Source organism: Curtobacterium sp. PhB170 (assembly GCF_003752345.1).
GTDB lineage: Bacteria > Actinomycetota > Actinomycetes > Actinomycetales > Microbacteriaceae > Curtobacterium.
On record NZ_RJUM01000010.1, the window covers coordinates 143,200 to 169,368 of the forward strand.

Annotated in this window: 28 protein-coding genes and 3 tRNA genes; 10 read left to right on the forward strand and 21 right to left on the reverse strand. The window is 70.6% G+C overall.

Features of this window, described 5'->3' with window-relative positions; genetic code table 11:
* Window positions 1-67: 67 nt before the first annotated feature.
* Window positions 68-544 carry a Clp protease N-terminal domain-containing protein gene (locus EDF40_RS08470; RefSeq protein ID WP_185002921.1) on the reverse strand — a complete coding sequence of 159 codons (477 nt, stop codon included), beginning with the start codon at window positions 542-544 and terminating at the stop codon, window positions 68-70.
* A gap of 70 nt (window positions 545-614) precedes the next feature.
* Here EDF40_RS08470 and EDF40_RS08475 point away from each other — a divergent pair, with 70 nt between their 5' ends.
* Window positions 615-1,547 carry an NAD(+)/NADH kinase gene (locus EDF40_RS08475; RefSeq protein ID WP_123339195.1) on the forward strand — a complete coding sequence of 311 codons (933 nt, stop codon included), beginning with the start codon at window positions 615-617 and terminating at the stop codon, window positions 1,545-1,547.
* Between the two features lie 150 nt (window positions 1,548-1,697).
* Here EDF40_RS08475 and EDF40_RS08480 read toward each other — a convergent pair whose 3' ends face one another.
* The 14 genes from EDF40_RS08480 to tilS form a co-directional block, all read right to left on the reverse strand.
* Window positions 1,698-2,756: a sigma-70 family RNA polymerase sigma factor gene (locus EDF40_RS08480; RefSeq protein ID WP_123294550.1), complete on the reverse strand. Its 1,059-nt coding sequence runs from the start codon at window positions 2,754-2,756 to the stop codon at window positions 1,698-1,700.
* A 378-nt stretch (window positions 2,757-3,134) separates the two neighbouring features.
* A complete protein-coding gene (locus EDF40_RS19470) occupies window positions 3,135-3,266 on the reverse strand; it encodes a hypothetical protein (protein ID WP_258373406.1) in 132 nt (43 codons plus the stop codon).
* 164 nt (window positions 3,267-3,430) lie between these two features.
* The gene (locus tag EDF40_RS08485) at window positions 3,431-3,634 is read right to left on the reverse strand and encodes a hypothetical protein (RefSeq protein WP_111086942.1); all 204 of its coding nucleotides are present in this window, start codon (window positions 3,632-3,634) and stop codon (window positions 3,431-3,433) included.
* Between the two features lie 29 nt (window positions 3,635-3,663).
* Window positions 3,664-5,190 carry a lysine--tRNA ligase gene (lysS, locus tag EDF40_RS08490; protein ID WP_123339196.1) on the reverse strand — a complete coding sequence of 509 codons (1,527 nt, stop codon included), beginning with the start codon at window positions 5,188-5,190 and terminating at the stop codon, window positions 3,664-3,666.
* Window positions 5,191-5,274: 84 nt separating this feature from the next.
* Window positions 5,275-5,967 carry a Rossmann-like and DUF2520 domain-containing protein gene (locus tag EDF40_RS08495; protein ID WP_185002924.1) on the reverse strand — a complete coding sequence of 231 codons (693 nt, stop codon included), beginning with the start codon at window positions 5,965-5,967 and terminating at the stop codon, window positions 5,275-5,277.
* Window positions 5,964-7,721 carry a PH domain-containing protein gene (locus tag EDF40_RS08500; protein ID WP_123339198.1) on the reverse strand — a complete coding sequence of 586 codons (1,758 nt, stop codon included), beginning with the start codon at window positions 7,719-7,721 and terminating at the stop codon, window positions 5,964-5,966. Before EDF40_RS08500 ends, EDF40_RS08495 begins: the two co-directional genes overlap by 4 nt.
* A gap of 9 nt (window positions 7,722-7,730) precedes the next feature.
* Window positions 7,731-8,252, reverse strand: coding sequence for a PH domain-containing protein (locus EDF40_RS08505; RefSeq protein WP_123339199.1), 522 nt, complete (start codon window positions 8,250-8,252; stop codon window positions 7,731-7,733).
* A 27-nt stretch (window positions 8,253-8,279) separates the two neighbouring features.
* Complete coding sequence (locus EDF40_RS08510; protein ID WP_123339200.1) at window positions 8,280-8,768, reverse strand: DUF3180 domain-containing protein; 489 nt, start codon at window positions 8,766-8,768, stop codon at window positions 8,280-8,282.
* Window positions 8,765-9,322, reverse strand: coding sequence for a 2-amino-4-hydroxy-6-hydroxymethyldihydropteridine diphosphokinase (gene folK, locus EDF40_RS08515; RefSeq protein WP_123339201.1), 558 nt, complete (start codon window positions 9,320-9,322; stop codon window positions 8,765-8,767). The genes EDF40_RS08510 and folK overlap by 4 nt, the downstream gene beginning before the upstream one ends.
* On the reverse strand, window positions 9,319-9,708 hold the full coding sequence (folB, locus tag EDF40_RS08520) for a dihydroneopterin aldolase (protein ID WP_123294543.1): 390 nt from the start codon (window positions 9,706-9,708) through the stop codon (window positions 9,319-9,321). Before folB ends, folK begins: the two co-directional genes overlap by 4 nt.
* Window positions 9,705-10,571, reverse strand: coding sequence for a dihydropteroate synthase (gene folP, locus EDF40_RS08525; RefSeq protein ID WP_185002926.1), 867 nt, complete (start codon window positions 10,569-10,571; stop codon window positions 9,705-9,707). The genes folB and folP overlap by 4 nt, the downstream gene beginning before the upstream one ends.
* A 9-nt stretch (window positions 10,572-10,580) precedes the next feature.
* Window positions 10,581-12,569: an ATP-dependent zinc metalloprotease FtsH gene (gene ftsH, locus EDF40_RS08530; protein WP_123294542.1), complete on the reverse strand. Its 1,989-nt coding sequence runs from the start codon at window positions 12,567-12,569 to the stop codon at window positions 10,581-10,583.
* 135 nt (window positions 12,570-12,704) lie between these two features.
* Window positions 12,705-13,256: a hypoxanthine phosphoribosyltransferase gene (gene hpt / locus EDF40_RS08535; RefSeq protein ID WP_111086933.1), complete on the reverse strand. Its 552-nt coding sequence runs from the start codon at window positions 13,254-13,256 to the stop codon at window positions 12,705-12,707.
* 9 nt (window positions 13,257-13,265) lie between these two features.
* Window positions 13,266-14,285 carry a tRNA lysidine(34) synthetase TilS gene (tilS, locus tag EDF40_RS08540; RefSeq protein ID WP_123339202.1) on the reverse strand — a complete coding sequence of 340 codons (1,020 nt, stop codon included), beginning with the start codon at window positions 14,283-14,285 and terminating at the stop codon, window positions 13,266-13,268.
* A gap of 64 nt (window positions 14,286-14,349) precedes the next feature.
* On the opposite strand from tilS, the gene EDF40_RS08545 reads away from it, so the two are divergent.
* Window positions 14,350-14,841: an inorganic diphosphatase gene (locus EDF40_RS08545; protein WP_111086931.1), complete on the forward strand. Its 492-nt coding sequence runs from the start codon at window positions 14,350-14,352 to the stop codon at window positions 14,839-14,841.
* Between the two features lie 231 nt (window positions 14,842-15,072).
* Here the strand turns inward: EDF40_RS08545 and EDF40_RS08550 are convergent, their stop codons facing one another.
* Both EDF40_RS08550 and EDF40_RS08555 read right to left on the reverse strand, forming a co-directional pair.
* Window positions 15,073-16,539 (reverse strand): NlpC/P60 family protein, encoded by a 1,467-nt coding sequence (locus tag EDF40_RS08550; protein WP_123339203.1) that lies wholly within the window; start codon window positions 16,537-16,539, stop codon window positions 15,073-15,075.
* A 33-nt stretch (window positions 16,540-16,572) separates the two neighbouring features.
* A complete protein-coding gene (locus EDF40_RS08555; RefSeq protein ID WP_123339204.1) occupies window positions 16,573-17,850 on the reverse strand; it encodes a M23 family metallopeptidase in 1,278 nt (425 codons plus the stop codon).
* Window positions 17,851-18,108: 258 nt separating this feature from the next.
* On the opposite strand from EDF40_RS08555, the gene EDF40_RS08560 reads away from it, so the two are divergent.
* The 3 genes from EDF40_RS08560 to EDF40_RS08570 all read left to right on the forward strand — a co-directional run bounded on the left by EDF40_RS08560 (window position 18,109) and on the right by EDF40_RS08570 (window position 18,385).
* Window positions 18,109-18,181: transfer RNA gene (locus tag EDF40_RS08560), tRNA-Glu, on the forward strand.
* Window positions 18,182-18,234: 53 nt separating this feature from the next.
* Window positions 18,235-18,311: transfer RNA gene (locus tag EDF40_RS08565), tRNA-Asp, on the forward strand.
* 1 nt (window position 18,312) lies between these two features.
* A tRNA-Phe gene (locus EDF40_RS08570) sits at window positions 18,313-18,385 on the forward strand.
* Window positions 18,386-18,453: 68 nt separating this feature from the next.
* Here EDF40_RS08570 and EDF40_RS08575 read toward each other — a convergent pair.
* A complete protein-coding gene (locus EDF40_RS08575) occupies window positions 18,454-19,464 on the reverse strand; it encodes an aldo/keto reductase family protein (protein ID WP_123339205.1) in 1,011 nt (336 codons plus the stop codon).
* A gap of 126 nt (window positions 19,465-19,590) precedes the next feature.
* Here EDF40_RS08575 and EDF40_RS08580 point away from each other — a divergent pair, with 126 nt between their 5' ends.
* Complete coding sequence (locus tag EDF40_RS08580; protein WP_123353908.1) at window positions 19,591-20,583, forward strand: SDR family oxidoreductase; 993 nt, start codon at window positions 19,591-19,593, stop codon at window positions 20,581-20,583.
* 105 nt (window positions 20,584-20,688) lie between these two features.
* On the opposite strand, the gene rocD is transcribed toward EDF40_RS08580, so the two are convergent.
* Together rocD and ddaH are read right to left on the reverse strand one after the other, a co-directional pair.
* Window positions 20,689-21,918 (reverse strand): ornithine--oxo-acid transaminase, encoded by a 1,230-nt coding sequence (gene rocD, locus EDF40_RS08585; RefSeq protein WP_123339525.1) that lies wholly within the window; start codon window positions 21,916-21,918, stop codon window positions 20,689-20,691.
* Complete coding sequence (gene ddaH, locus EDF40_RS08590) at window positions 21,918-22,820, reverse strand: dimethylargininase (RefSeq protein ID WP_123339207.1); 903 nt, start codon at window positions 22,818-22,820, stop codon at window positions 21,918-21,920. Before ddaH ends, rocD begins: the two co-directional genes overlap by 1 nt.
* A gap of 246 nt (window positions 22,821-23,066) precedes the next feature.
* On the opposite strand from ddaH, the gene EDF40_RS08595 reads away from it, so the two are divergent.
* Genes EDF40_RS08595 through EDF40_RS08610 form a run of 4 tightly spaced genes read left to right on the forward strand, consistent with a single transcriptional unit; the run spans window position 23,067 to window position 25,515 of the window.
* Window positions 23,067-23,504: an Lrp/AsnC family transcriptional regulator gene (locus EDF40_RS08595; RefSeq protein WP_111083794.1), complete on the forward strand. Its 438-nt coding sequence runs from the start codon at window positions 23,067-23,069 to the stop codon at window positions 23,502-23,504.
* Between the two features lie 10 nt (window positions 23,505-23,514).
* Window positions 23,515-23,889, forward strand: coding sequence for a hypothetical protein (locus EDF40_RS08600; protein WP_123339208.1), 375 nt, complete (start codon window positions 23,515-23,517; stop codon window positions 23,887-23,889).
* 22 nt (window positions 23,890-23,911) lie between these two features.
* Window positions 23,912-24,745 (forward strand): nitroreductase family protein, encoded by an 834-nt coding sequence (locus EDF40_RS08605; protein ID WP_123339209.1) that lies wholly within the window; start codon window positions 23,912-23,914, stop codon window positions 24,743-24,745.
* Window positions 24,742-25,515 carry a YqjF family protein gene (locus tag EDF40_RS08610; RefSeq protein ID WP_221180457.1) on the forward strand — a complete coding sequence of 258 codons (774 nt, stop codon included), beginning with the start codon at window positions 24,742-24,744 and terminating at the stop codon, window positions 25,513-25,515. The genes EDF40_RS08605 and EDF40_RS08610 overlap by 4 nt, the downstream gene beginning before the upstream one ends.
* Here the strand turns inward: EDF40_RS08610 and EDF40_RS08615 are convergent.
* Window positions 25,487-26,149, reverse strand: a complete 663-nt coding sequence (locus EDF40_RS08615; RefSeq protein WP_123339210.1) for a hypothetical protein — start codon at window positions 26,147-26,149, stop codon at window positions 25,487-25,489. The genes EDF40_RS08610 and EDF40_RS08615 overlap by 29 nt on opposite strands.
* Between the last annotated feature and the right edge of the window lie 20 nt (window positions 26,150-26,169).

Consider the following 26,169-nt stretch of genomic DNA (forward strand, 5'->3'; position numbering starts at 1 on the left):
GGAACAGACGACGGGAGGCCCGTGGCGGCGTCCGCCACGGGCCTCCCGATCGCTCGTGGGTCGCGTGTCAGGCACGGCGCGCTGCCCGGCGCAGGGCGCGCCGGAAGCGGCGCGGCTCGACGCCCAGGGCGTCGAGGACGTCGTGCGCCGAGCCCATGAAGGGGTCGTCGACGCCGTCGAGGACGGCCAGCACGACGTGCACCGGGCGGACGCGCTCGGCCGGACCGGCGAGGACGGCTGCTCGTGCGAGGACTCTGGCGGCCGCCGGGGTGCAGGCGACCCGGTCGTGCTCGTCGGGGCACGCGGCCCGCGCACCGACGAAGACGCTGATCTCGGAGCGGACGGCCTCGGGGGTCACGCCGTGCGCGTCGAAGATCGGGCGGAACCGGGGCATCCCGCTGCAGAGGGTGACGGCGGCGAGCAGGAGGTGCTCCGCGTCGACGAAGCCGAAGCCCGTCTCGTGGGACTCGAGGTCGGCGAGCAGCACGATCTCGCGACCCTGCCGGACGGTGGGGAGGGCGACGGACAGCTGAGCGATCTGCATGTATTCAGAATATCGCATGCAATAGCAATTGAACACCCCTCGGTTCAGCGCGGCTCGGTACCATCCGGTCATGGATCAGCCCGTCGTCGGCCTCGTCGTCCACCCGACCAAGAACGTGCAGGAGTCCGTCACGACCCTGCAGCGATGGAACGCGTCCGGCCGGGGCGAGCTCGTCGCCCGCCGAGCCGACGCGCAGCGGATCGGCGGGGGCATCACCGCGGTGGAGGACGACGACTTCACCGCACGCGTCGACCTCGTCGTGGCCCTCGGCGGCGACGGCACCATGCTCGGCGCCATGCGACTCGTGGCGAAGCGCCCGGTCCCCGTGCTCGGCGTGAACTACGGCAACGTCGGGTTCCTCGTGGAGATCGAACCGCCCGAGCTCGAGGCAGCGCTCGACCGACTGTCGGCCGGCGAGTACCAGCTCGAGCCGCACCACGCGCTCGAGGCCCGGCTGGCCTGGAGCGGCGCACGCACCGACTACCTGGCGTTCAACGACCTGACGATCGTGCGGCGCCCCGGTTCCGGTCAGGTGTCGGCGGACCTCAGTGTCGGCGGGCTCGGCTACGGCTACTACCGCGCCGACGCCATCGTCGCCGCGACCCCGGCCGGCTCCACCGCGTACAACTACGCCGCGGGTGGCCCGGTGCTCTCCCCCGCACTCTCCGGGTCCGTCGTCACCCCGGTCGCCCCGATGGCGGGCATCGACCGCGCCGTGGTGCTCGCCGCGCGCGAGCGCTACCGGTTCGACATCGCCGAGGGCACCAGGAGCGCCGCACTCGAGGTCGACGGGCTCGTCGTCGGCGAGGTCGCCACCGGCGCGCAGATCGACGTCCGACTCCGCAAGGACGCCGGCAGCGTCGTCCGACTCGACGCCGAGCGGCACGGACGCACCGGCCGGGTGAAGCTGAGCCTGCTCGACCTGCCGGTCCGGCCCGACCAGCTCATCGAGCTGATCCCGAGCGACCTGCGGCAGAAGCTCGGGCGCGAACTCGACCAGTAGCGGTCCGGGCCGGCGTCCGGCGCCCACGAACGTGAATGGCCCGCTCGAGCAGTGCTCGAGCGGGCCTTCCCATCACCCCACCGGATCGTCTTCCCACAGACCGACCCGGGTTCCCCTGCCGACGCGAGCGCCGGCCGAAGCCTGCTGACCTCAGTCGGTCAGGTACAGCTGCATGTCCTGCGAGACCGCCTTGGCGAACAGACGCAGCTTGGCGCGCGACTCCACCCGGCTGACGGCCTGGCGGGTCGTGTGCACGATCTTCGAGATCTCGTCGAGCGTCATCGGCTTGTCGTCGTCGAGGCCGTAGCGCATGCGGATCACGTTGGCTTCCTCGCTCGGCAGCTCGGCGACGATCGAACGGATGTCGCGGTGCAGGAGCGTGGTCTCGGTGAGCTCGTTCGGGGACGCAGCGTCCTCGTCCTCGATGAAGTCACCGAGCTCGCTGTCGTCCGAGTCGCCGACCACGGTGTGGATCGAGACCGGCTCGTGCGAGCGACCCTTGAGGTCGACGAGCTCTTCCACCGTCATGCTCAGCTCGGCGGCGACCTCGTCGGGCATCGGGGCGCGGCCGAGGTCGACGGTCAGGTCGCGCTCGGTGCGGGAGATCTTGTTGATCAGCTCGACGGTGTGGACCGGGATGCGGATCGTGCGGGCCTTGTCGGCCAGACCACGCGAGATCGCCTGGCGGATCCACCAGGTGGCGTAGGTCGAGAACTTGTAGCCCTGCGTGAAGTCGAACTTCTCGACCGCACGGACCAGGCCGAGGTTGCCCTCCTGGATGACGTCCATGAACGGCAGGCCACGCTGCGAGTAACGCTTCGCGATGCTGACGACCAGGCGGAGGTTCGAGGTGATCATGCGCTCCTTGGCGCGCTCACCGTCGCGGACGAGCCAGCGGAGTTCACGCTGCAGGGTCTTCGCGAGGCCCTTCTCGGTCGCGAGCTTCTCTTCCGCGAACAGGCCGACCTCGATGCGACGGGCGATCTGCGCTTCTTCCTCGGCGGTGAGGAGCGAGAGGCGACCGATGTGGCGCAGGTAGTCGCCGACCTGGTCGACGGAGGCACCGCGGACGCCGGCGAGCTGCTCGTCGGCCTCGACCTCGGTGTCGAGGGAGGTCGTCGCGGACTCGGCGCCCTGGGTCTTCGATGCCGCTGCCTTCTTCGTGGTGGCGCGGCGGGTGGTGCTCGGTGCAGCCGGTGCGATCGTCATGGTGTTGCTCCCTGCGTTCGGCGGTGATGGCTTCGTGCGGTGGTGCTGGGGGTGTTGCTTCTGGGTACTGCTTGGGGTGTTCACGAGTAAAGCGGTCCGGAGGTGTACCCCACAAACCGATCGGAATGATTCTCAGGCTTCTCCGTGCTTCGTCATCGAAACCGTCCCCCGTGGGGTACAGCGATGCTGCCAGTGTGGTCCCTCGAACTGCCGCGGATCAAGGGTGTGACGTGATGTTTCCGGCGTTGCAGGAGTGTTTCTCACGCGTTTCCGAACCTGTACCCCGTGGCGCCGCGCCTTCCGGACATGCAAAAGGGGTACGTCCGGCCGGATCGATGCGATCCGGTGGTCGTACCCCGAAAACCGAGTGGGTGGGGGTCACCAGGAGGGTTCGAGCCACCCGTCCCGGCGCTTGGACGCCTCGAGGTCGGCGTCTCGGTCGAACTCGTCGTACTCGCTCTCGATGTCACCGACGAGGCTGCGGCCCGTGAAGGGGTGTGTGGTTGCCATGCGGACGATGCTCACCCCGGCGCGCGACGGCGAGGTGAACGGCGTGTGACCGGTCGAGGGCGCACAGCCGTCGAGCGGGCACAGCCGTCGAGGGGGCGCGAACGATGAAGGCCGCCGTCCGCGGTGCGGACGACGGCCTTCGGACAGGACTGGGTCGGGCGGCGCTACTCGGCCGAGGCCGGTGCCGGCGCGGGGACGCCGTGCTCCCGCTCGAACCGGGCACGCTCCTCGGCCTCGACCTTGGCGTACGCGGCACGCTCGGTGCGGTCGGCCCGCATGATGGCGCGCATCACGAACCAGAAGATGAGGCCGACGACGATGGTCGGCGTCAGGGCGAAGATGATCCCGGTCACGACTCCATGCGGCACCGGAGCATCGTACCCCGGGGAACCGGGTCTTACTTCACCAACGGGAACAGGATCGTCTCGCGGATGCCGAGGCCGGTGATCGCCATGAGCAGGCGGTCGACGCCCATGCCCATGCCACCCGACGGGGGCATCGCGTGCTCGAGGGCTCGCAGGAACTCCTCGTCGACGCGCATCGCCTCGGGGTCGCCGCCGGCTGCGAGCTTCGCCTGCTCGACGAAGCGCTCCCGCTGCACGACCGGGTCGACGAGCTCGGAGTAGGCCGTCGCGAGCTCGAAGCCGCGGACGTACAGGTCCCACTTCTCGACGATGCCCGGACGGGTGCGGTGCTCGCGGGTGAGCGGCGAGGTGTCGACCGGGAAGTTCATCACGAACGTCGGGCGGTCGAGCGAGTCGATGACGAAGTGCTCCCAGAGCTCTTCGACGTACTTGCCGTGCGTGGCGTGCGCGACCTCGACGCCCTCGGCAGCGGCGAGCTCCTGCAGCTCGGACAGCGGGGTCTCCGGGGTGATCTCGCGACCGGCGGCCTCGGACAGCGAGCCGTACATGTCGATGCGCGGCCACTCGCCGCCCAGGTCGTACGTGCTGCCGTCAGGCAGGGTGACCTCGAGCGAGCCGCCGGTCACGGCCCGCGCAGCGCGCTGCACGAGCTCCTGCGTCAGGTCGGCCATCTGCTCGTAGTTGCCGTACGCCTGGTACGCCTCGACCATCGCGAACTCGGGCGAGTGCGACGAGTCGGCACCCTCGTTGCGGAAGTTCCGGTTGATCTCGAACACCCGGTCGATGCCGCCGACGACCGCGCGCTTCAGGAAGAGCTCGGGCGCGATGCGCAGGAAGAGCTCGGTGTCGAAGGCGTTCGAGTGGGTCACGAACGGACGAGCCGAGGCGCCACCGTGCTGGGTCTGCAGCATCGGCGTCTCGACCTCGAGGTACTCGTGCTCGGTGAAGGTCTGGCGGAGCGAGGACATCACGGCGGCACGCGCGCGGACGGTGGCGCGTGCTTCGTCGCGGACGATGAGGTCGAGGTAGCGCTGGCGGACCCGCGTCTCCTCGTTCAGTTCGTTGTGCAGGTTCGGCAGCGGCAGGATCGCCTTCGCCGCGATCTTCCACTCGTCGACCATGATCGACAGCTCACCGCGGCGCGAGGAGATCACACGGCCGTGCACGAACACGTGGTCGCCGAGGTCGACGAACTCCTTCCAGCGCGCGAGGGACTCGTCTCCGACCTCGGCGAGGGACACCATCGCCTGGACGCGGGACCCGTCGCCGGACTGCAGCGAGGCGAAGCAGAGCTTGCCGGTGTTGCGCGAGAACACGATGCGGCCGGCGACACCGACGACGTCCTGCGTCTCCTCGCCGGTCTCGAGGTGCGCGTACCGGTCGCGGACCGCCGGGATCGTCGTCGTGATCGGGAGCTCGGCGGGGTACGCCTCGATGCCGGACTCGAGCAGCTTCGCGCGCTTGTCGAGCCGGACCTGTCGCTGCTCGCTGGTCTCCTGCTCGGCCAGTGCGGCGGCTTCGGCGATCGCGGTGTCGGTGGTGGCGGTCTCGTCGGTCATGCGGGTGCGGCTCCGATGGTCGTGGGGGTCGGGGGAAATGCTACCCGCGACGCGCGCCCGCCCCCGAACCGGCGGCCACCCTCGCTACAGCGTGGACTGCCCGTCGGCGGCCGTCAGTGCGTTGTCGACGGCGGAGCGGACGAGCGCACCGAGCACCCGGCCGGGGTGGTCGACGCCGATGCCGGAGAGCGTGCCCGCCGACTGGTCCACGATCGCCGTCGAGAAGCTCACGGCGGCGCGGACGGCGTCGGCGTAGGCGGGCCGGTCCCCCTCGGCGATGACGAACGGCTCGGCGCCCATCTCGACCACCAGGGCCTGCGCGATGGGCAGCACGGGCGAGGGAGCGGTGACCGCGCAGTAGGCGTCACGGAGCCGCGACAGGTCGACGCTGGTGCCGGTGAACGCCATCGCGGGGTGGATGGCGAGCGGGATCGCGCCGGCCGCCATCGCGGGGGCGAGGACGCCGACGCCGTGGTCCGGGCTGGTGTGCACGACGAGTTGTCCGGGCTGCCAGATGCCGGCGTCCGCCAGGCCCTGCACGAGCGAGGCCAGCTGGTCGTCCGGCACGGCGAGCAGCACGAGTTCGCTCCGCTCGACCAGGTCCGGCGTCGCGAGCACGGGAGCGCCGGGCAGCATCGCCTCGGCACGGTCACGGCTCTCGGCGGACACGGCGGTCACCCCGACGACCGCGTGCTCCGCGTTCGCGAGTGCGGCGCCGAGCACGGGTCCGACCCGTCCGGCACCGACGACGCCCACGCCGAGGCGCCCGGCCCTCATCGGGCCGCTCCGGTGGGCGGGACGTCGCTCCACCCCGGGCCGGGAGGCACGGTGCCGGGCCGGTGGTCGCCGTCGGGCCCGGCAGGGGCTCCGTACCCGGGCCACGGCACGTCCGCAGCGTGCCTGGCGGACTCGGGACGGGCCTCCCGTTCGCGCCACCGGTGGGACGTGTCGACCGCAGCGGCCTCGACGGCGCGCTGGGTGGTCTCGGACCACAGACGCTGCGCGTCCCGTGCGTCGAGCGCACCGACGCGGGCCGAGACCGGCCCGGCGACGGTGTGCACGTGGACGGCGGCGAGCCGCAGGGCACGCTCGAGCGGACCCTGCTCGACCTTGACGCTCTGCACCCGGGGCAGCGGCACGATGACGAGCGACCGCCAGACGGCGCCGAGCCGGAGCAGCACCGCGCCCTGCACGAACCGGTACCCGTTGCGCCGGAACGCGAACGGGCGGAGCCACGCACCGCGGCGCGGGGAGTGCACGAAGCCGCCCTCGTCGCCGCTCGTGGTGAGGCTGTCGTCGACGACGCTGACGGCCTCGGCGGAGCCTTCCCGCAGGGCCTCCTGCGAGGCCTCGGGGCCCGCGACGGCAGTGCCGACCAGGCCGGGCAGGATGATGTCGAGGACCTCGCGGACGTCGGCCGCGGTGCCGACGGGCAGCACGATGGCGGAGGCCTGCTGGTTGCTCGATGCCCCGTTGCCGGCGTTCGTCGCACGGTTGATCCGCACGTCCCACCAGCCGAACGGCCGCCAGAGCAGCGGCTGCGCGACACTGACGGCGTGGATGCGGCCCGGGGGCAGCGTCTCGTTCGAGGTCGAGACGAGCCCGAACCCGATCCGGATGCCGTCGCGGGTCTCGGCGATCGTGTACTGCAGCGACCGCGAGAACTTGCGGACGTAGTAGCTGCCCGCACCGATCACGGCGGGGAACAGGCCGAACAGGATCCCGTACTCGCCGGTGAGCGCGACACTGACGATCATCGCCGCCACGGCCAGCAGGATGAAGACGGTGGTGCCGGAGAGCAGCATCGACGCGATCAGCCGGCCGGGCTTCACCTTGACGATCCGGGTGGCCTGCACCGCGGCGGGGTCGAGCTCGGGCGAGAACATCTCGTCGACGCGGTCCTGCAGCACACCGTTCGACGCGCGCGCCGGACCACTGCCACGGTCGTCGTCCTTCGCACCCGAGGCGAGCACGAGGATGCGCAGCCGCAGGTCGTCGGCGGCCTTCACCCCGAGGTACGCGAGCTGCACGTTGGCGTCGTTGCCGGCCTGGGCGATCTCGAGCTTCGCCGTGCCGAACACCCGCGGGATGAGCGGACGCGAGATGTTGATGCCCTGGATCCGGTCTAGCCGGGCCTTGCGGTGGTTCCGGAACAGCACGCCCGAGCGGACTTCGACGATCTGGCCGGTGACCCGGAACTCGTGCATGCGCCAGGACAGGTAGAAGAGCCCGATGAGCACGAGCAGGAACACCGCGACGCCGAGCAGCACCCAGCCGACGACGCCGTGCTCGTAGACGTAGCGGACGGGGTCGCCGTCCTGCTGCTCGCCGCCGGGGATGAAGAACTCGACGAGCTGGTCGCGCAGGCTGTTCAGCACGTAGCCGAGGATGACGATCAGGAAGATCCCGCCCTTGAGCAGCGGGGTCAGCGGGTGCAGGCGGTGCCACTCGCCGTCGGTCAGGGGCGCTGCGGCAGCGGCGTTCCCGCGCGTGGGCGGGGCGGGCGGCGGCGGGCTGGGTCGGAAGGTCACCGCGACCCCCTACAGCCCGGCGCGGCGGGACTCGGCGAGCTCGACGAGCCGGTCGCGCAGTTCGTCGGCGTCGGTCGCGGGGATACCGGGGATGCGGACGTTCGTGGCGGCCGCGGCAGTCACGAACTTCAGCTCGCTCATGCCGAGCGCCCGGTCGAGCGGACCGCGCGCCACGTCGACGAGCTGCATGCGCCCGTACGGCACCGCCGTGAAGCGCTGCCACATCAGGCCGCGGCGGACCACCAGGTCGTCGTCACGCAGGGCGTAGCCGATCGCACGGACCCGGCGGGGCGTCAGCGCCGCGGTGACGAGCGTGACGACGAGCACCACGATGCCGATGAGCAGCCAGACGGTGCCGGCGCCCGAGCCGAAGCCGTCGTTCACGATCCCGATCAGGACCAGGCCGGCGGTCACCACGAGGCCGATCACGAGGGTCGTGATGAGTTCGGTCCACACGAGCTTCGCGGACACCCTGGTCCAGTCGATGCCGGTCAGGCCGAGGCCCGGCTCGTCGAGTCGTTCACGCGCCATCGCGGGCCTCCAGTGGGTGTGCTCGGGTCAGTTCGCCGTCGTGCCGTTCCGGGGGTCGCCCGGCTCGTCGTCGTCGCCCGGAGGAGCGATGCACATGCGCTCTGCCACGAGTGCGCAGACCGTCAGCACGATCCCGCCCCCGACGGCGACCACGTTCGGCAGGGTCGAGCCTAGCGAAGGCGTCACCGAGCGGGTCAGGAGGTACACGACCAGCCCGATCGCGAAGCCGCCGAACAGGACGCCGCAGATGCTCGAGGCCTTCGCCAGCACCACCACGCGCGTGGCGTAGAGCGGGTCCACCGGGCGCTGCCGGCCCGCGCCCTCGCGGGCGTGCCGGCGGACGGGTCGCGCCATGAGCACGACGGCGACGCCGATGAACGCGAGCGTGATGCCGAGCGGCACGGCGAGCAGCAGCGCCGGCGACTGTCGCGACGCGAGCACCGCGTCGAACGCGAAGCCCGCCACCGCGGTCACGACGGCGATGCTGAGCAGGGTGGAGGGACGGGTCGGCTTCACGGCTGGGTCACGTTCCCTTCGGTGGTGGCCCGGGAGGCGCGGGGCACGTCCGCGAACAGGCGCGGCTCGTCGACGCGCTCGGTGTCGTCCCCCACGGCGGCGAGCAGGTCGGCCACCGGTCCGGCGCCGGGCAGGACGGCCGCGGGGTCGGCGTCGAGCCACGGTGCGAGCACGAACGCGCGCTCGGCGGCACGGGGGTGCGGCACGGTGAGCGTGGCGGTATCGATGCGCAGGTCGTCGACGGCGACGACGTCGAGGTCGAGGGTCCGGTCGCCCCAGCGGACGTCGCGGGTGCGGCCGTGCTCGTCCTCGATGCCGTGCAGTGCGTCGAGGAACGCCTGCGGCTCGAGGTCGGTGTCGACGACCACGACGGCGTTGCGGTACCGCGGCTTGGTGTCGTCGCGGCCGTCCAGGGTGACGGCGACCGACTCGACCTCGTGGCTCGACGCCACCGGGTGGACCCCGGGCAGCGCGGCGACCGCTCGGGCGGCGGCGCGGAGGGTGCTCCCCCGGTCGCCGAGGTTGGCGCCGAGCGCGACGACGACGCGGCTCACTCTTCTTCCTCGTCCGGCACGGTCGCCCCGCGGGCACGGCGGATGGTGATCGAGACGTCGGTGAACGGCACGGTGATGGGCGCCTGCGGCTTGTGCACGGTGACCTCGGTCGCCAGGGCCGCACGGTGGGTGAGCACCGCGGCCGCGATGCGCTCCGCGAGGGTCTCGATCAAGTCCACCGGGTCGCGTTCGATCTCGGCGACGACCTGCTCGGCGAGGACGCCGTAGTGCACGGTGGCGTCGAGGTCGTCGCTGCCCGAGGCCGCGCGGGCGTCGAGCTCCACGGCGACGTCGACGACGAAGTCCTGACCGTCGGCACGTTCGTGGTCGAAGACGCCGTGGTGGCCGCGCGCGCGGACCCCGACGAGGCGGATGGTGTCGTTCACGAGCGAGCTGCCCTCCAGGCGTCCCAGACGTCGAGCACGGCACGGGTCGGTGCCGGGTCGTGCACGCGCACCCCCCACGCACCGCGTTCGGCGGCGAGCAGGCTGATGGCGGCGGTGGCGAGGTCGCGGTCCTTCGGCGGGGCACCCTCGGGGCTGCCCACTCCGTCCAGGAACCGCTTGCGTGATGCGGCGACGAGCACCGGCAGGCCGATCGAGGCGAACCGTTCGTAGCCGGCCAGGATCTCCCAGTTCTGCACGCCCTGCTTGGCGAAGCCGAGGCCCGGGTCGATCACGACCTGTTCCTGGCGCACCCCGAGGACGATGAGCTCGGCGACCCGCATCTCGACCTCGCGCCGGACCTCGTCGACGGCGTGCACGTACTCGGCGTTGCGGTACATCCGGTCGCTGTGGCCACGCCAGTGCATGACCACGAACCCGACCCCGGTCGACGCGACCACGCGGGCCATGTCCGGGTCGGCCAGGCCGCCGGACACGTCGTTGACGATCGCGGCGCCGAGTTCGACGGCCCGTTCGGCGGTCGAGGCGTTCATCGTGTCGACGCTCACCGGGATGCCCTCGGCGACGAGCTGCCGGACGACCGGCAGCACACGCTCCTGCTCTACCGGCACCGGCACGCGCTCCGAGCCCGGCCGGGTCGACTCCCCACCGACGTCGATGATGTCGGCACCCGCGGCGACGAGGTCACGCGCGTGCTGCACGGCGGCGTCGTAGGCCTGGTGCAGCCCGCCGTCGCTGAACGAGTCCGGCGTCACGTTGAGGATGCCCAACACCCGCGTGCGGTCCGGTGTCGGACCGCCGCGGGTGTCGAGCCGACGAGCACGTCTCGTCGGCAGGTCGGTCATGCCGGCCCCCTACGCCGGGGCGATACCCGGGTTGCCGAAGGGGCGACGACGGGGCTTCGAGGTCGACTCGCTGTCCGACTGGTCCGCTGCGGTGGCGGCGGCCTGCCCGGGCACGTCGATCGCGGGCAGGTTGCTCACCGGACGCTTGTCGCTGGAGAGCCACTGCGGGCGCTCCGGCAGCTTGCGGACGTCCTTGAAGATCTCCACGAGCTCCGGGGCGTCGAGCGTCTCCTTCTCGAGGAGCTCACCGGCCAGGCGGTCGAGGATGTCGCGGTTGTCGTTGAGCACCTGGTAGGCCTCGTTGTGCGCGGCCTCGAGCAGCGCACGGGTCTCGGCGTCGACCGTCTGGGCGATGTTCTCCGAGTAGTCGCGCCCGGTACCACCGCTCATGTCACGGCCGACGAACGGCTCGCTCGACCCGGAACCGAGCTTGACGGACCCAACGGCCTGGCTCATGCCGTACTCGGTGACCATCTTGCGGGCGGTGCCGGTGGCCTTCTCGATGTCGTTCGAGGCGCCGGTGGTGGGGTCGTGGAACACGATCTCCTCGGCGACGCGTCCACCCATGGCGTAGGTGAGCTGGTCGAGCAGCTCGTTGCGGGTGACCGAGTACTTGTCCTCGAGCGGGAGCACCATCGTGTACCCGAGGGCACGGCCGCGCGGCAGGATCGTGATCTTCGTGACCGGGTCGGTGTGCCGCATCGCCGCTGCCGCCAGGGCGTGGCCGCCCTCGTGGTACGCGGTGATCAGGCGTTCCTGGTCGGACATGATCCGGGTCCGACGCTGCGGGCCCGCCATGACACGGTCGACGGCCTCGTCCAGCGCGCGGTTGTCGATGAGCTGCGCGTTCGACCGGGCGGTGAGCAGCGCGGCCTCGTTCAGGACGTTCGCCAGGTCGGCGCCGGTGAAGCCCGGCGTCTTGCGGGCGAGCAGCTCGAGGTCGACGCTCGCGGCGAGCGGCTTGCCCTTCGCGTGCACCTCGAGGATCTGCTTGCGGCCGGCCATGCCCGGGGCGTCGACACCGATCTGGCGGTCGAAGCGGCCCGGACGCAGGAGCGCGGGGTCGAGCACGTCGGGGCGGTTCGTCGCGGCGATGAGGATGACGTTCGTCTTGCCGTCGAAGCCGTCCATCTCGACGAGCAGCTGGTTGAGCGTCTGCTCGCGCTCGTCGTTGCCGCCGCCGATGCCGGCACCACGGTGACGACCGACGGCGTCGATCTCGTCGATGAAGACGATGGCCGGCGAGTTCGCCTTGGCCTGCTCGAAGAGGTCACGGACACGGCTCGCACCGACACCGACGAACATCTCGACGAAGTCCGAACCGGAGATCGAGTAGAACGGCACACCCGCTTCGCCGGCGACGGCGCGGGCGAGCAGGGTCTTGCCGGTTCCGGGAGGGCCGTACAGCAGCACGCCCTTCGGGATCTTGGCGCCGACGGCCTGGAACTTCGCCGGCTCCTTCAGGAACTCCTTGATCTCGTGGAGTTCCTCGATCGCCTCGTCGGAGCCCGCGACGTCGGCGAACGACACCTGCGGGTTCTCCTTGTTGTTGATCTTGGCCTTCGACTTGCCGAACTGCATGACCTTCGAGCCGCCGCCCTGGGCGCTCGAGAGCAGGAACCAGAACAGGGCACCGATGATCAGGAAGGGGAGCAGGACGCCGAGGAGCGACAGGAACCAGTTGCCCGTGTTCACATGGTCGTCGTAGCCCTTGGGCAGGTTGGCGTCGTTGACGGCCTGGATGACCTCTTCGCCACGGGGCGTGGAGTAGTAGAACTGCTCCTGCTTGTCGCCGTCGCGGGTGATCATGTCCACCCGCTGCTCGGTGGAGTTGACGATGACGGACGAGATCTTGCCGTCGGCGAGCTGCTCGAGGCCCTTCTGGGTGCTGACCTCGGTCGTGCTGCCCTGGCTGATGACGCTCCAGCCGATGAAGATGCCCGCCAGCGCGATCAGCACGTAGAGGTACGGGCCGCGGAAGATGCGCTTGAAGTTCATGTGATCCGGGCGCGAGTGCCCGACACCTTTCTCTGCCGAAGTTGCGTGCAGGTCAGCATACGGCCGCGATTCTGTGGCGAGAATGGGTGTCCTCTGCGGGCGAACTCCACCCGAGGCATGTACCCCCTGGACGGGTTACGAGTACACGTGCGGCGCCAGGACGCCGACACCGCGCAGGTTCCGGTAGCGCTCGTCGTAGTCGAGGCCGTACCCGACCACGAACTCGTCGGGGATGTCGAAGCCCACGTACTTGACGTCGACCTCGACCTTGGCGGCCTCGGGCTTGCGCAGCAGGGCGACGATCTCGACGCTCGCGGCACCGCGGGACTGCAGGTTCTGCTTGAGCCAGGACAGCGTCAGACCGGAGTCGATGATGTCCTCGACGATGAGGACGTCGCGGCCGTGCAGGTCGGTGTCGAGGTCCTTGAGGATCCGCACCACACCGGACGACTTCGTGCCGGAGCCGTAGGACGACACCGCCATCCAGTCCATCCGCGCCTGCATCTTGAGGTGCCGCGAGAAGTCCGCCATCACCATGACGGCACCCTTCAGGACACCGACGAGCAGGGGGTCGCGGCCTGCGTAGTCGGCGTCGACGACCGCCGCGAGTTCGGCGAGCTTGTCGTCGATCTGCTCGGGGGTGAAGAGGACTTCGGACAGGTCTGCCTGGACGTCGGAGAGTTCCACCGGTCCAGCCTAACCGGCACTGAACGACAGGCGGTCACCGGATCGCGACGCCCGGACGCCCGGCAGGTCGATCGGCCCCTGTCCGCTCCAGTCCGTGACGAGCCGGCAGACCTCGAGCGTCTGCACGCGCGACAGCGTCACGCCGAACTCGCTCTCCACCGCCAGGCGCACGAGTCGCTGCCGGAGCGCCGGCGGGTTCGCCCCGAGCGCCCGGACGGACAGCGAGATGCCGGCCTCGGAGTGCTCGGCGATGTCCTCCGCCAGTTCCTCGGCGAAGTGGTCGAGTGCCGCCGAGTCCTCGCGCAGCTGGTCGGCCGTCCGCGCCAGCGCCTCGGGCACCCCGGCTCCGAGCTCGCGTTCGAGCACCGGCATGAGCGCGTTCCGGACCCGCACCCGGGTGTACGCCGGGTCGTCGTTCTGCGGGTCGTGCCACGGCGCCAGCCCGGCGGCGGCGCACGCCTGCCGCGTGGCGTGCCGACGCACGGTGAGCAGCGGGCGGCCGTAGGCCGGCCCCTGGTCGCGCCGTGCGAGCGGCAGCATGCCGGACAGGCTGTCCGGCCCGCTGCCGCGCAGCAGGCCCAGCAGCACCGTCTCGGCCTGGTCGTCCAGGGTGTGCCCCAGCAGCACGAGACGCGACCCGGTGGCGGAGGCGACCTCGGCGATCGACGCGTGGCGGGCCTCCCGGGCGGCGCCCTCCGGACCGCCGTCGGAGCCGACCGCGACCCTGCGGACCTCGACCGGGTCCAGACCCAGCTCGGATGCCTGCCGGGAGGCGCGGCTCGCGACCGCCTCGGAGCCCGCCTGGAGCGCGTGGTCGACGACCACTGCCCCGGCTCGGAGCCCCTGCTTGCCCGCCTCGAACGCGGTGGCCGCGGCGAGCGCGAGCGAGTCCGGTCCGCCGCTCAGCGCGACCAGCACGAGGTCACCCGCGGTGACGACGCCGTCGTCGAGCGCGGTGGCGAGCAGGTCGCGGACCGCCAGGCGGGTCTCGGCGACGGCAGGGTCCAGCCGGGGACGCGGAGAGTTCACCCGGTAACGTTAGCCGCGCTCTCGGGACCACCGACAGCCCCACCGACACACCAGGAGTACAGACATGGCCGCGTACGACGTCGTCGTCGAGATCCCCAAGGGCAGCCGCAACAAGTACGAGGTGGACCACGAGACCGGTCGTGTCTACCTCGACCGCGTGCTGTTCACGTCGTTCGTCTACCCGACCGACTACGGCTTCTTCGAGAAGACCCTGGCTGACGACGGCGACCCCGTGGACGCGCTGCTGCTCCTCGAGTTCCCGACGTTCCCCGGCGTGGGCGTCAAGGTCCGTCCGGTCGGCGTCTTCAAGATGAGCGACGAGGCCGGCAAGGACGAGAAGGTCCTCGTGGTTCCCGCGAAGGACCCGCGCTGGACGCACATCCAGGACATCTCGGACGTCGACGAGCAGACGAAGGCCGAGATCGCGCACTTCTTCGAGCGCTACAAGGACCTCGAGCCGAACAAGTGGGTCAAGGCCGAGGGCTGGGGCGACGCCGCCGAGGCCGAGGCGATCGTGCAGGCCGGCCAGGCCGCGTACGTGCCCGCTGGTCACTGACGCTCCGCACATACTCGAACGGCGCCCGCTCTCCATCCGGAGGGCGGGCGCCGTTCTGTGTTCGTGGGGGCGCGCCGTGTGGGTTCGGGCGGTGGGGGGCTTGCTGTGCCGTGCGGGTTCGGGCGTACCTGGTGGGAACGGGCGTACCTGCTGCTCTGATCCGGGCAGGTATGCCCGATCCCGCTTGCTACCGCAGCCGTTCTGGGAACGATCGGGCACACCGGGAAGGGGCTACAGGGAGCCGCTCGGGCGGGCGACGTAGGGCAGGAGCTGACTCGGCGTCCAGACCGCCCGCTCGACCACGCCGACGCCCGGTCTGGCTGCTTCGACCATCATCCCGTTGCCGGTGTAGATCGAGTCGTGGTAACCGCCTGAAGCGGTTCCGTTCGACGAGTAGAAGAGGATGTCGCCGGGCTGGCGCTGCGAAAGCGGCACGAGGCGACCGATCGAGCCGAAGTAGTTGTACTGCCAGACGACGTTGTGGCCGCCGGTCGCGATGCCCTGCGAGCTGTACGCCATCATCACGAGGCCGGAGCAGTCCCAGGTGCTCGGGCCGGCACCACCGAGGACGTAGGGCTTGCCGAGCTGCCCGCGGGCGTACGAGATCGCACCGGCGGCCTTCGAGGGGCTGCTCGGGGCGGGTGCCGGAGTGCTGGGCGCCGGGGTGCTCGGCTTCGACGGCGTCGGCGTGCTCGGCTTGGCGGGAGCCGGGGCGGGCGCGGGAGCGGGCGCCGCCGGCGTGCTCGGCTTCGACGGGGTGCTCGGGCGCGACGGGGTGGTCGTGCCACTGCCGCTACCGCCGCCGGCGCTCGGGTTGGTGGTCGAGGTGTTGCCGTTGCTGCTGCCACCGCTGGTGCCGTTGTCGGTGCTGGTGCCGCTCGCGCCGCTGCCGGTGGCCGTGCCGGTGCCGCTGCTGCTCGTCTGGGCCGCCAGGGCGGTCTCGGCCGCCTTGGCCTGCTGCGCACTCCAGTAGGCGCTCTCCGTCGCGACGCTCGTGCCCTTGAGGTACGCGAGCTGACGGAGGACCTCGTCCTGCTGGTCCTGCTGCTTCTGCACCCGGGCCTGGGCGTCGGCGGAGACGTCGTTGGCGGTGGCGAAGGCGGTCTTCGTCGCTTCGGTCGCCTTGCTCAGCGCCGTCGTGGCGACGGCCTGCTGGTCGGCGAGCGAGTCCACGGTCTTCTGGTCGGAGCGGGCCTGGGCCAGGATCGTCGCCGACCGCTCGGACAGGTGCGACATCGTGCCGACGCGGTAGAGCAGGTCGCCGGAGTCCGAGGCGTCCGTGAGCATCGTCGTCGACAGGTCGCCGCCGCCCGTGCGGGACAGCTCGACGACGAGCGCGGCCACCTGGCCCGCGGAGTCGTCCGCCTTGCCCTTGGCCCGCTTCGACTGCGCGGACAGGTCGGCGAGGGTGTCCTTCGCCTCCTGCTGCTGCGAGGCGGCGAGGGCGTACGCCTGCCCGGCCTGCTGCTCGACGATGCCGGCGCGGTCCGCGGCGGCCTGCAGCGAGGTCAGCCGGTCGCTCAGCTCGTCCACCGTCTGCTGCGCGTCGGCGGCATCCGACTTCGCGGCCTTGACGTCGTCCCAGGACGGCGCCGACGGCGCGGCCTGGGCAGGTCCTGCGACGACGACCGACAGTCCGATGCCGAGCACGGCGACGGTGGCGATCCCGCAGGAGAACGAGCGAGCGGACAGGGTCATGGCGGGGTCAACGCATCCCGGCTGCGCTGATGCTCATACCGAGATCCCCCGCGCTGCCATGAAGGGGACCGGGTCGACGGCAGCACCGTTGACCCGGGTCTCGAAGTGGAGGTGGCACCCGGTCGACCAGCCGGTCGAACCGATCTTGGCGATCTGCTGCCCGGCGGAGACGTGCTGGCCGTTCGCGACCATGATCCCGCCGTCGACGATGTGTCCGTAGGCGGTCGAGATGCCGCCGCCGTTGTCCAGGATGACCTCGTTGCCGTAGCCGCCGCCGTTGCCCGCGAAGGTCACGGTGCCGTCGTGGGCCGCGTAGATCGGGGCGTAGCAGGCGGGAGCGAGGTCGACCCCGGCGTGCAGTGCCGTGGAGTGCGTGTACGGGTCGACGCGGATGCCGTAGCCGCTGGTCTGGAAGCCACCGGCCGGACGGACCCACCCGGCAGAGTTGGCCGTCCCGCCGCCGGTGCCGCCCTGGCTCGTCGCCGCGGCCTTCGCGGCTGCCTTGGCCGCAGCAGCGGCGATGCGCGCCTGTCGGGCCTTCTCGGCGGCGACGCCCTTGCGGTAGTCAGCCTCGACACCGCGCTGCTTGGTGGTGAGGGCGGTCAGCTGGGCCTCGAGCCGCGACTCGTTGTCGTTCTGGGCGTCGACGGCGGTCTGTGCCGCGTCGGCGGCACCCTGCGCCTGCTGCATCTTCGACTGGGCTGCTTCGGCGAGGTCGCCCAACGCCGCCTTGGCCTTGTCCGCCTTGTCGGCCTGGGCTTGCGCGGTACCCCGGTCCTGCGACGCCTGCGAGTAGATGCCGTCGGCCTGCTCGCTGAGCTTCGACATTGCGCCGAGCTCGTAGAGCAGGTCACCGGAGTCCGAGGGGTGCGTGAGGATGTCGGTCGTCACGTCGTTGGCACTGGCCCGACCGAGCTGCGCGGCGAGCTGACCGGCCTGCTCCTCGGACTGTGCGGCGGTCTGCTCGGCGTCGTCCGCCTGGGACTGGAGCGTCTTCTGCTCGAGGGTCGCCTCGTCGTACTTGTTCTGTGCAGCCTGGTAGGCCTCGCCGGCTGCCTGTGCGGCCTTCTGCTTCGCCGCGGCCTCGGACTTCAGGGTCGAGATGAGCGACTTGATCTCAGAGACCTTCGCCTGCTGCGCACTCGTCGAGGACTTGGCCTTCTGCACCTCGGACCAGCTCGGGTAGCTCGCGGCGCTGGCCGAGGTCGCCGGGGCGAGGACCGCGAGGGTGCTGCCAGCGAGCGCGATGGCGACCGCAGCGGCGACGAGGCGGCTGCGGTTGCGGAGGGAGAGCGAAGGTGAGGTCGACATGTATCTCGATTTCGTAACAGCGCGGCAAGGCTCACGCACGTAACACTGTTAACAGACGCAACAGTAACAACAGGTGTCGCAGCCCCACAGCCCCTCGGACGAGGGGCGTGGAGCCGACGACGATGCTCGCACCGCAACCTCGACACCCGGTGCCGGGAGGGCGCGACACGCCGGGGATTCCGCGGGAACGCGGCCCGATTTGCGAACCCCCGGGGGCATCCGTATGCTTGTCCATCGGTAGCGCGAAGCACCACTTGCGGCCCTATCGTTTAGTGGCCTAGGACACCGCCCTTTCACGGCGGCAGCACGGGTTCGAATCCCGTTGGGGTCACTCTCCGAGTGAGCGAGCAAGTAATACTGAGCAACACCACAGCAATTCAACATGGCCCTGTAGCGCAGCTGGTTAGCGTGCCGCCCTGTCACGGCGGAGGTCGCGGGTTCAAGTCCCGTCAGGGTCGCCACGGCTGGATAGCTCAGTTGGTAGAGCGTTCGACTGAAAATCGAAAGGTCCACGGATCGATGCCGTGTCCAGCCACCGGTGAAGGCCCCCTGCTCCGGCAGGGGGCCTTTTCCGTTGTCTGAGCCGTCTGGCCCGGGTCGGCGCTAGGCCTCGCGGGTCTTCGGGCTGCTGTCGTTCGTCTTCGCCGGGTCACGCTCGACCACGGCACCGAGGGCATCGTCGATCCGGCTGAGCAGCTCCGCGGGGATCGTGACACCGGCAGCGCCGGCGTTGTCGTGCACCTGCTCCGGACGCGACGCCCCGATGATGGCACTCGCGACGTTCTCGTTCTGCAGTACCCAGGCGACGGCGAGCTGTGCCATCGACAGGTCGAGCTCCTTCGCGATCGGCTCGAGCTCCTGCACCGAGGACAGCACCTCGTCGCGCATGAACCGCTTGATCATGTCCGCGCCGCCCTTGTCGTCGGTGGCGCGTGAACCCTCGGGCAGCGGCTGACCCGGCTTGTACTTGCCGGTCAGGACCCCCTGCGCGATCGGGGACCAGACGATCTGCGAGATGCCGAGCTCCTTCGAGGTCGGCACCACCTCTTCTTCGATGACCCGCCACAGCGCCGAGTACTGCGGCTGGTTCGAGATGAGCTGGAAGCCGAGGTCCTTCGCGAGCGCGGCGCCCGCACGCAACTGCTCGGCGGTCCACTCGCTCACGCCGACGTACAGGACCTTGCCCTGGCGCACGATGTCAGCGAAGGCCTGCATCGTCTCCTCGAGCGGGGTCTCGTGGTCGAAGCGGTGCGCCTGGTACAGGTCGACGTAGTCCGTCTGCAGCCGGCCGAGCGAGCCGTCGATCGACTCGAGGATGTGCTTGCGGGACAGCCCGGTGTCGTTGTGCCCCTTCGGCCCGGTCGGCCCGAACACCTTCGTGGCGATCTCGAGCGACTGGCGCCGCTCCCCCTTGAGGGCTTCGCCGAGGACGGTCTCCGCGCCGGTGTTGGCGTAGACGTCGGCGGTGTCGAACGTCGAGATGCCCACCTCGAGGGCGGCCTTGACGCAGGCGATGGCCGCGTCGTTCTCGACCTGGGATGCGTGGGTGAGCCAGTTGCCGTAGGTGATCTCGGAGACCTTGAGGCCCGAGTTGCCGAGGTAGCGGTACTCCATGTGCGTGTCACTCCTGTCGTGGGGCGCGTCGGTGCGACCCGACCCGTGACGGTAGTCGGCCGGGACGGTGCAGGATCACATGGGACGACGGCGCAGGGCTGCGCCGCGGAGAGCGAGGGAGCATCCATGACCGGAGCGAGCGTGTTGTTCATCGGCGGGAGCGGCGTGATCAGCGCCTCCTGTGTGCGGGAGGCGACCGAACAGGGCCACGACGTCACGGTCCTGAACCGGGGGACCACCGGGGGCAGGCCGATCCCGCAGGGTGTGACGCGCCTCCAGGCCGACGTGTCGGACCGCAGCGACCTGGCGGACGCACTCGGCGACCGTCACTTCGACGTGGTCGTGAACTGGGTCGCCTTCACGCCGGACCAGGTGCAGGCCGACATCGACTTCTTCGCCGGACGGACGCGGCAGTACGTCTTCATCAGCTCGGCCTCGGCGTACCAGACGCCGGCGACGCACCTGCCGATCACGGAGTCGACGCCGCTGAAGAACCCCTACTGGCAGTACTCGCGCGACAAGATCGCTTGCGAGGAACTGCTGATGGAGGCGTACCGGGAGCAGGACTTCCCGGTGACGATCGTGCGGCCGTCGCACACCTACGACGAGACGAAGCTGCCGCTCACCGGCGGCTGGACCGCGGTGGCGCGGATGCGCGCCGGCAAGCCGATCATCATCACCGGTGACGGCACGTCGCTGTGGACGCTGACGCACAGTCGTGACTTCGTGGTCGGGTTCACCGGGCTGCTCGACAACGCGTCGGCGATCGGTGAGGCCTTCACGATCACGAGTGACGAGGCGCCGACGTGGAACGCCATCGCGCACGAGATCGCGGCGGCGGCGGGGGTGTCCGACCTGCGGATCGTGCACGTGCCGGCGGACGCGATCAACGCCGTGGACCCGGAGTGGGGTGCGGCGTTGCTCGGCGACAAGGCCAACAGCTCGGTGTTCGACAACAGCAAGATCCGGTCGCTCGTGCCGTGGTACCGGCCGCGGACGCCCTACCGGCAGGGCGTGCGCGAGGTCATCGCCTGGTTCGAGGCCAACCCCGACGCGCAGGTCGTTGACGAGCGCCTCGACGGGCTGATGGACGAGTTGGCGGCGCGCTGGGCGGTGTGAGCCGCACTTGGTGAGCAGAAATGGTCGGGTGCCGTGTGGCGACCCGACCATTTCTGCTCACGAAGCGAGCGCGCGGCGCCGAGCGCGCGGCGCCGAGCGCGCGGCTCAGGCGCGCGCGGCCAAGACCGACGCGAGCGTGCCGATCGCCGTGCGCAGTTCGTCGTCGGTGACGACGAGCGGCGGAGCGAAGCGGATCGTCGAACCGTGGGTGTCCTTCACGAGCAGCCCACGGTCGGCCAGGTCCTTCGAGATCTCCTTGCCGGTGCCGAGCGCCGGGTCGATGTCGATCCCTGCCCAGAGTCCGGCGACGCGGTGCGACACGACCCCCTTGCCGAGCAGGTCGTCGAGCAGCCCGCGCAACAACGGTTCGCCGTCGAGGGCGCGCTGCTGGAACGTGCCCTCGCCGAGCATCGCCACGACCTCGGCGCCGACGGCCGCAGCGAGCGGGTTGCCACCGAAGGTCGAACCGTGCTCACCGGGACGCAGCACGCCGAGGACAGCGCGCGAGCCGACGACCGCGGACACCGGCACGATGCCACCGCCGAGTGCCTTGCCGAGCGTGATGAGGTCGGGGCGGACCCCGACGCGCTGCACGGCGAGGGTGTGGCCGGTGCGGCCGAGCCCGGACTGGATCTCGTCAGCGATGAACAGCGCACCGAACTCGTCGCAGACCTCCCGGACTTCCGGGAGGTACGACGCCGGCGGGATGACCACGCCGCCCTCGCCCTGGATGGGTTCGAGCAGCACGGCGACGACGGTGTCGTCCATCGCCGCGCGCAGGGCAGCGGCGTCGCCGTACGGCACGGTGCGGAAGCCCGGGGTGTACGGCCCGAAGTCGTTGCGCGCGTCGGGGTCGTCGGAGAACGAGATGATCGTGGTGGTGCGGCCGTGGAAGTTCCCGGACGCCACGATGATCGTCGCGCGATCCGCGGGGACCCCCTTGACGCGGTAGCCCCAGGCGCGGGACACCTTGATCGCGGACTCGACGGCCTCGGCACCGGTGTTCATCGGCAGGACCATCTCGGTCTCCGTCAACGCCGCCAGTGCCGTGGCGAACGGCCCGAGCTGGTCGTTCACGAACGCACGACTCGTGAGCGTCACCCGGTCGAGCTGCGCCCGGGCGGCGTCGAGCAGCCGCGGGTTGCCGTGGCCGAAGTTCACCGCGGAGTACGCGGCGAGGCCGTCCAGGTACTGCTTGCCGTCGACATCGGTGACGGTTGCTCCGGCACCCGACGCGATGACGACGGGCAGCGGGCTGTAGTTGTGCGCGAGGGCGCGGTCCTCGACGGCGAGCGCCGCCGCGGTGTTGACCCCGAGCGACGCTGCCGCCGGCATCAGCTGACCCCGAGCGAACGCGCGACCGAGGTGCCGGTGCCGACCGGGTGCAGGTCGAGCGTGCAGCACTTCACGCCGCCACCGCCGAGCAGCAGCTCGGACAGGTCGACGCCGATCGGGTTGTACCCCTTCTCCCTGAGCTGTTCGGCGAACCGAACAGCTCGCGCAGCGATCACGACGTTGTACCCGTCGGAGTAGGAGTTCAGGCCGAGGATCGCGGCGTCTTCCTCGGTCGCGATGATCGCGTCGGGGAAGCGCTCGCGCAGGATCGCCAGCGACGGCTCGTCGAAGGCGCTCTCGAGGTACGCGATGTTCGACCGGCCGGAAGCGTCGGGCTCCGGGTCGAGCACGGCGATGGCGGTGTCGAGGTGGTAGAAGCTCGGGTTGATGAGCTTCAGGGTGACGACCTCACGGCCGTAGATCGTCGCGAGTTCGTCGTGCGAGGTGCTGTCCGACCGGAAGCCGGTGCCGGCGAAGATCGTGTTGCCGATGAGCAGGAAGTCACCCTCGCCCTCGTTGGTCTGCTCCGGCTCGGCGACGGTCAGGCCGGCCTGACGGAACCAGTCCATGTACGCCGGGCCCTCGGGCTGGCGCTCAGGGTACTGGAACTTCGCTCCGTAGGCGATGCCGTCGAGCACGAACCCGCCGTTGGCCGCGTAGACCATGTCCGGCAGGCCGTCGATGGGGTCGATGTACGAGATGTCGAAGCCGAGCTGCTCGTACACGTCGACGAGCGTCTGCCACTGGGCGACGGCCTTCGACGTGTCGGTCGGCTCCTCCGGGTGCATCCACGGGTTGATCCGGTAGCTCACCGTGTAGAAGTCCGGCTTGCACATCAGGATCGTCCGCTTGGTGGCGGTACGGGCCGGTGCATCGGTGGTCGAGGGTGCGGTGTTCGACATCAGTCCTCCTGAGAAGGGACCGGGGCCCGAGCCTGCCAGGAACCGAAACGGAACGAAGGAGAGGTGCTCCGGCGAGATGCAGGCTCACTCGCCGTAGCGGACCAGGTCGACGCCACGTCGATCCTGACACAGACCGTCCGGCAAGTGCAGTACCGGGAGCGAAGCGCCGTGACACCCGTTCGGGTGACGCACGTTTCGTGCGTCCGACCCGCCGACCTCGCAAGAAGTCCGCGTACGATGGGTGCAATGGATTCGCTCGACCACCGCATCCTGGATCAACTCCGGGACAACGCCCGCGCCGGCTACGGCGACATCGGGTCGGTGGTCGGACTCTCGGCATCGGCCGTCAAGCGCCGTGTCGACCGGCTCGTCGGCGACGGCGTCATCCAGGGCTTCACGATCAAGGTCGACCCCGCCGTCGAGGACCGCGGCACCGAGGCCTGGGTCGAGCTGTACTGCCGCGGCACGGTCTCCCCCGACGAGCTCCGTGCGCTGCTCGACACCGTGCCCGAGGTCATCGACGCCGGCACGGTCACGGGGAGCGCCGACGCCGTCGTGCACATGCGCTCGAAGGACCTGTCCGCGCTGGAGGAGGCGCTCGACAAGGTCCGCCTCGCCCCGCAGGTGGACCACACGCGCTCCGCGATCGTGCTCTCCAAGCTGGTCAGTCGCGACACCGCGTAACGTCCCACGCATGGGACGGAAAGCGGCCTGGAGGCGCGGCTCGGCACCCACGGGATCGCACCCGGCCCGGCAGCTGGTCACCGCCGCGAGCGTCGCCTACGTCGCGAACTGCCTCTGGGGCACGGCCGTCGCCGTCCGGTTGATCCGGACGAAGAAGCTCCGCGTCGTGCACCACGGCCTGTTCGTCGTGACGGCGACGCTCACCGGGGCCGCCGCGACGACACCCTTGTGGACCCGGGACCGTTCGGCGCTGTTCCTGCTGCCCGCAGTCGTCCCGCTCGCGCTCACGCCCCGCACGAACCCGCGCTCCGGAGCACACTGGAAGATCGCGGTGGCCGCCGCGCCGTCCTACCTGGGGGCGCTGCTGGTGCGGCGTCGACCGTGACGACGAGACACGAGGGGAAGCAGTGGAGCTCTTCGAGGCCATCCGACGCCGCCGGACCACGAACGGGGCGTTCCTGCCCGACCCGGTGTCCGAGGAGCACCAACGGCTGCTCATGGAGCTCGCCGGCCGGGCCCCGTCCCAGCTGAACAGCCAACCGTGGCGGTTCGTGCTGGTCGAGGAGCGCGACACGATCGACCGGGTCGCCGCGATCAGCGGCAGCTCGATGACCCGCACCATGGCCGAGGGGACGTTCTTCGAGCGGTACAAGCCGTACTTCCGGTTCTCGAAGGCCGAGATGGACGAGCGGCGCGACGGCATGCTGTTCGACAAGCTGCCCGGGCCGCTCCGGCCGTTCACGAAGCAGGTGTTCACGAAGCGCGGGCAGCTGCTCATGAACACCCTCCGCGTACCGCAGAGCCTGGGTGAGGAGAACCGGAAGCTCGTCGCCGGGTCGCCGCTGCTGCTCGGGGTGATGCTCGACCGCCACGAGTACCGGCAGCAGGAGCTGTCCGGCTTCTACTCGGTGTTCAGCATGGGCGCGGCGATGGAGAACATCTGGCTCGCGACGACCGAGCTCGGGCTGGGGATCCAGTTCGTGTCCTTCCCGATGGAGACCCCGGGTGCCTGGGCGGAGATCGAGGGGCTGCTCCGGGTGCCCGAGTCGCTCGAGCTCATGGCCGTCTACCGGATCGGGTACCTGACGCCCGAACGGCGACGCCCCGCGATCGACTGGACGTCGAGCGAGCGGAAGCGGCCATCGCAGTACGTGTTCCGCGGCACTTGCGACACCCCGCAGCAGGGGTGGGACGACGCGCCCGTCGCGGGCCACATCGAACCGGAGGCGACCACATCGTGACCGACAACCGACCCACCCAGAGCACCCCGGGCCTCCAGGCCGTCGCCCCCGGCCTGCCGGGCCGCCCCTGGATCTCGCAGGACTGGCTCGACGTCGTCTTCGTGCACTGGCGCGTCGACGTGTCGGCGGTGGCCCCGCTGCTGCCGGCCGGAACGCGGCCCGACACGATGGCGCTCGACGGCACCGACGACGGAGTGACCACCTGGGTGGGCCTCATCGCGTTCCGGTTCGAGGACACCCGGTTCCCGCCCCTCGGGGCGCTGGGGCGGACCGGCTCGATCGGCGACTTCGTCGAGGTGAACGTCCGCGTCTACACGGTTGATGAGCAGGGCCAGCACGGTGTCGTGTTCCTGTCGCTCGACGCCGGCAAGCTGCTGCCGACCCTCGGCGCACGCGTGGCCACCGGGCTGCCGTACTGGTGGGCGGACGCCGAGTCGCGGAGCGGCGACGGCCGCATCGGGTACGCGATGCGGCGGCACGGGACGCACCTGCGGTCGATGCTCGACGTCCGCGTGGGCGAGGTACTGGACGAGCCTGGGCCGCTCGAGACGTTCCTGACCGCTCGGTGGGGCATGCACGTGCACCGGGCCGCGCGGACACGCTTCTGGCCGAACGAGCACGACGCGTGGCCGTTGCACCGTGCCTCGGTGGTGTCGCTGCGGGACGACCTGATCGGGGCCGCCGGGCTGCCGTTCGGGTTGACCGAGCTCGAGCCGGACTCGGTGCTCTACTCGCCGGGGGTCACGACGCGGTTCGGTCGGGGGCGGTGAGGCCGGACTCGGGCCCGTCACGCGGTGCGCGGGCGGCTGCCCGGAACTGGTGAACGGCGACGACGGCACCGAACAACCCGAAGAAGGACCCGGCGATCCAGGCGACGGTCCGGTACTCCGGGAGGCCAGGCGCGGTGAACCCGATCACGGCGAGGGTCGTGCAGATCACCGCCACCGACGCCGAGGCCCACGCGACGACGAGGTGGTCGATGCGCGGGACGACGCGCGCGAACCGGAACGTCATCGGGATCCCGGCGATCGCGCCGAACACCAGGCCGGATGGAGTCCCGACCACCAGGCTCGCCACCGCGACGACCGCCGCGCTCGTCACTGCCACCACCACCCGGGTGACGTGGCAGCGCCACGAGGCCGCACGCGTCTGCTCGTCGTACGCGCGCCAGCCCGTCACGAGCAGCGCGACTGAACCCATCCCGAACACGACCGCAGCGGCGATGCCGACGACGAGCGCGAACACGCCCCCGAAGGCGATGCCGAGGGCGACGTGCGCGGCGGCGAGGAGCAGCTCGAGCACGGGGTAGAGCCAGACCTCGAGCAGCCGGTTCGGGGTGTTCAGGACCCAGCCGGGAGGGGCTTCCTCAGCGAGGTCGTCGCGCTCGGGATCTCGGGTCTCCACGTGGCCATCATGGCCGGTCG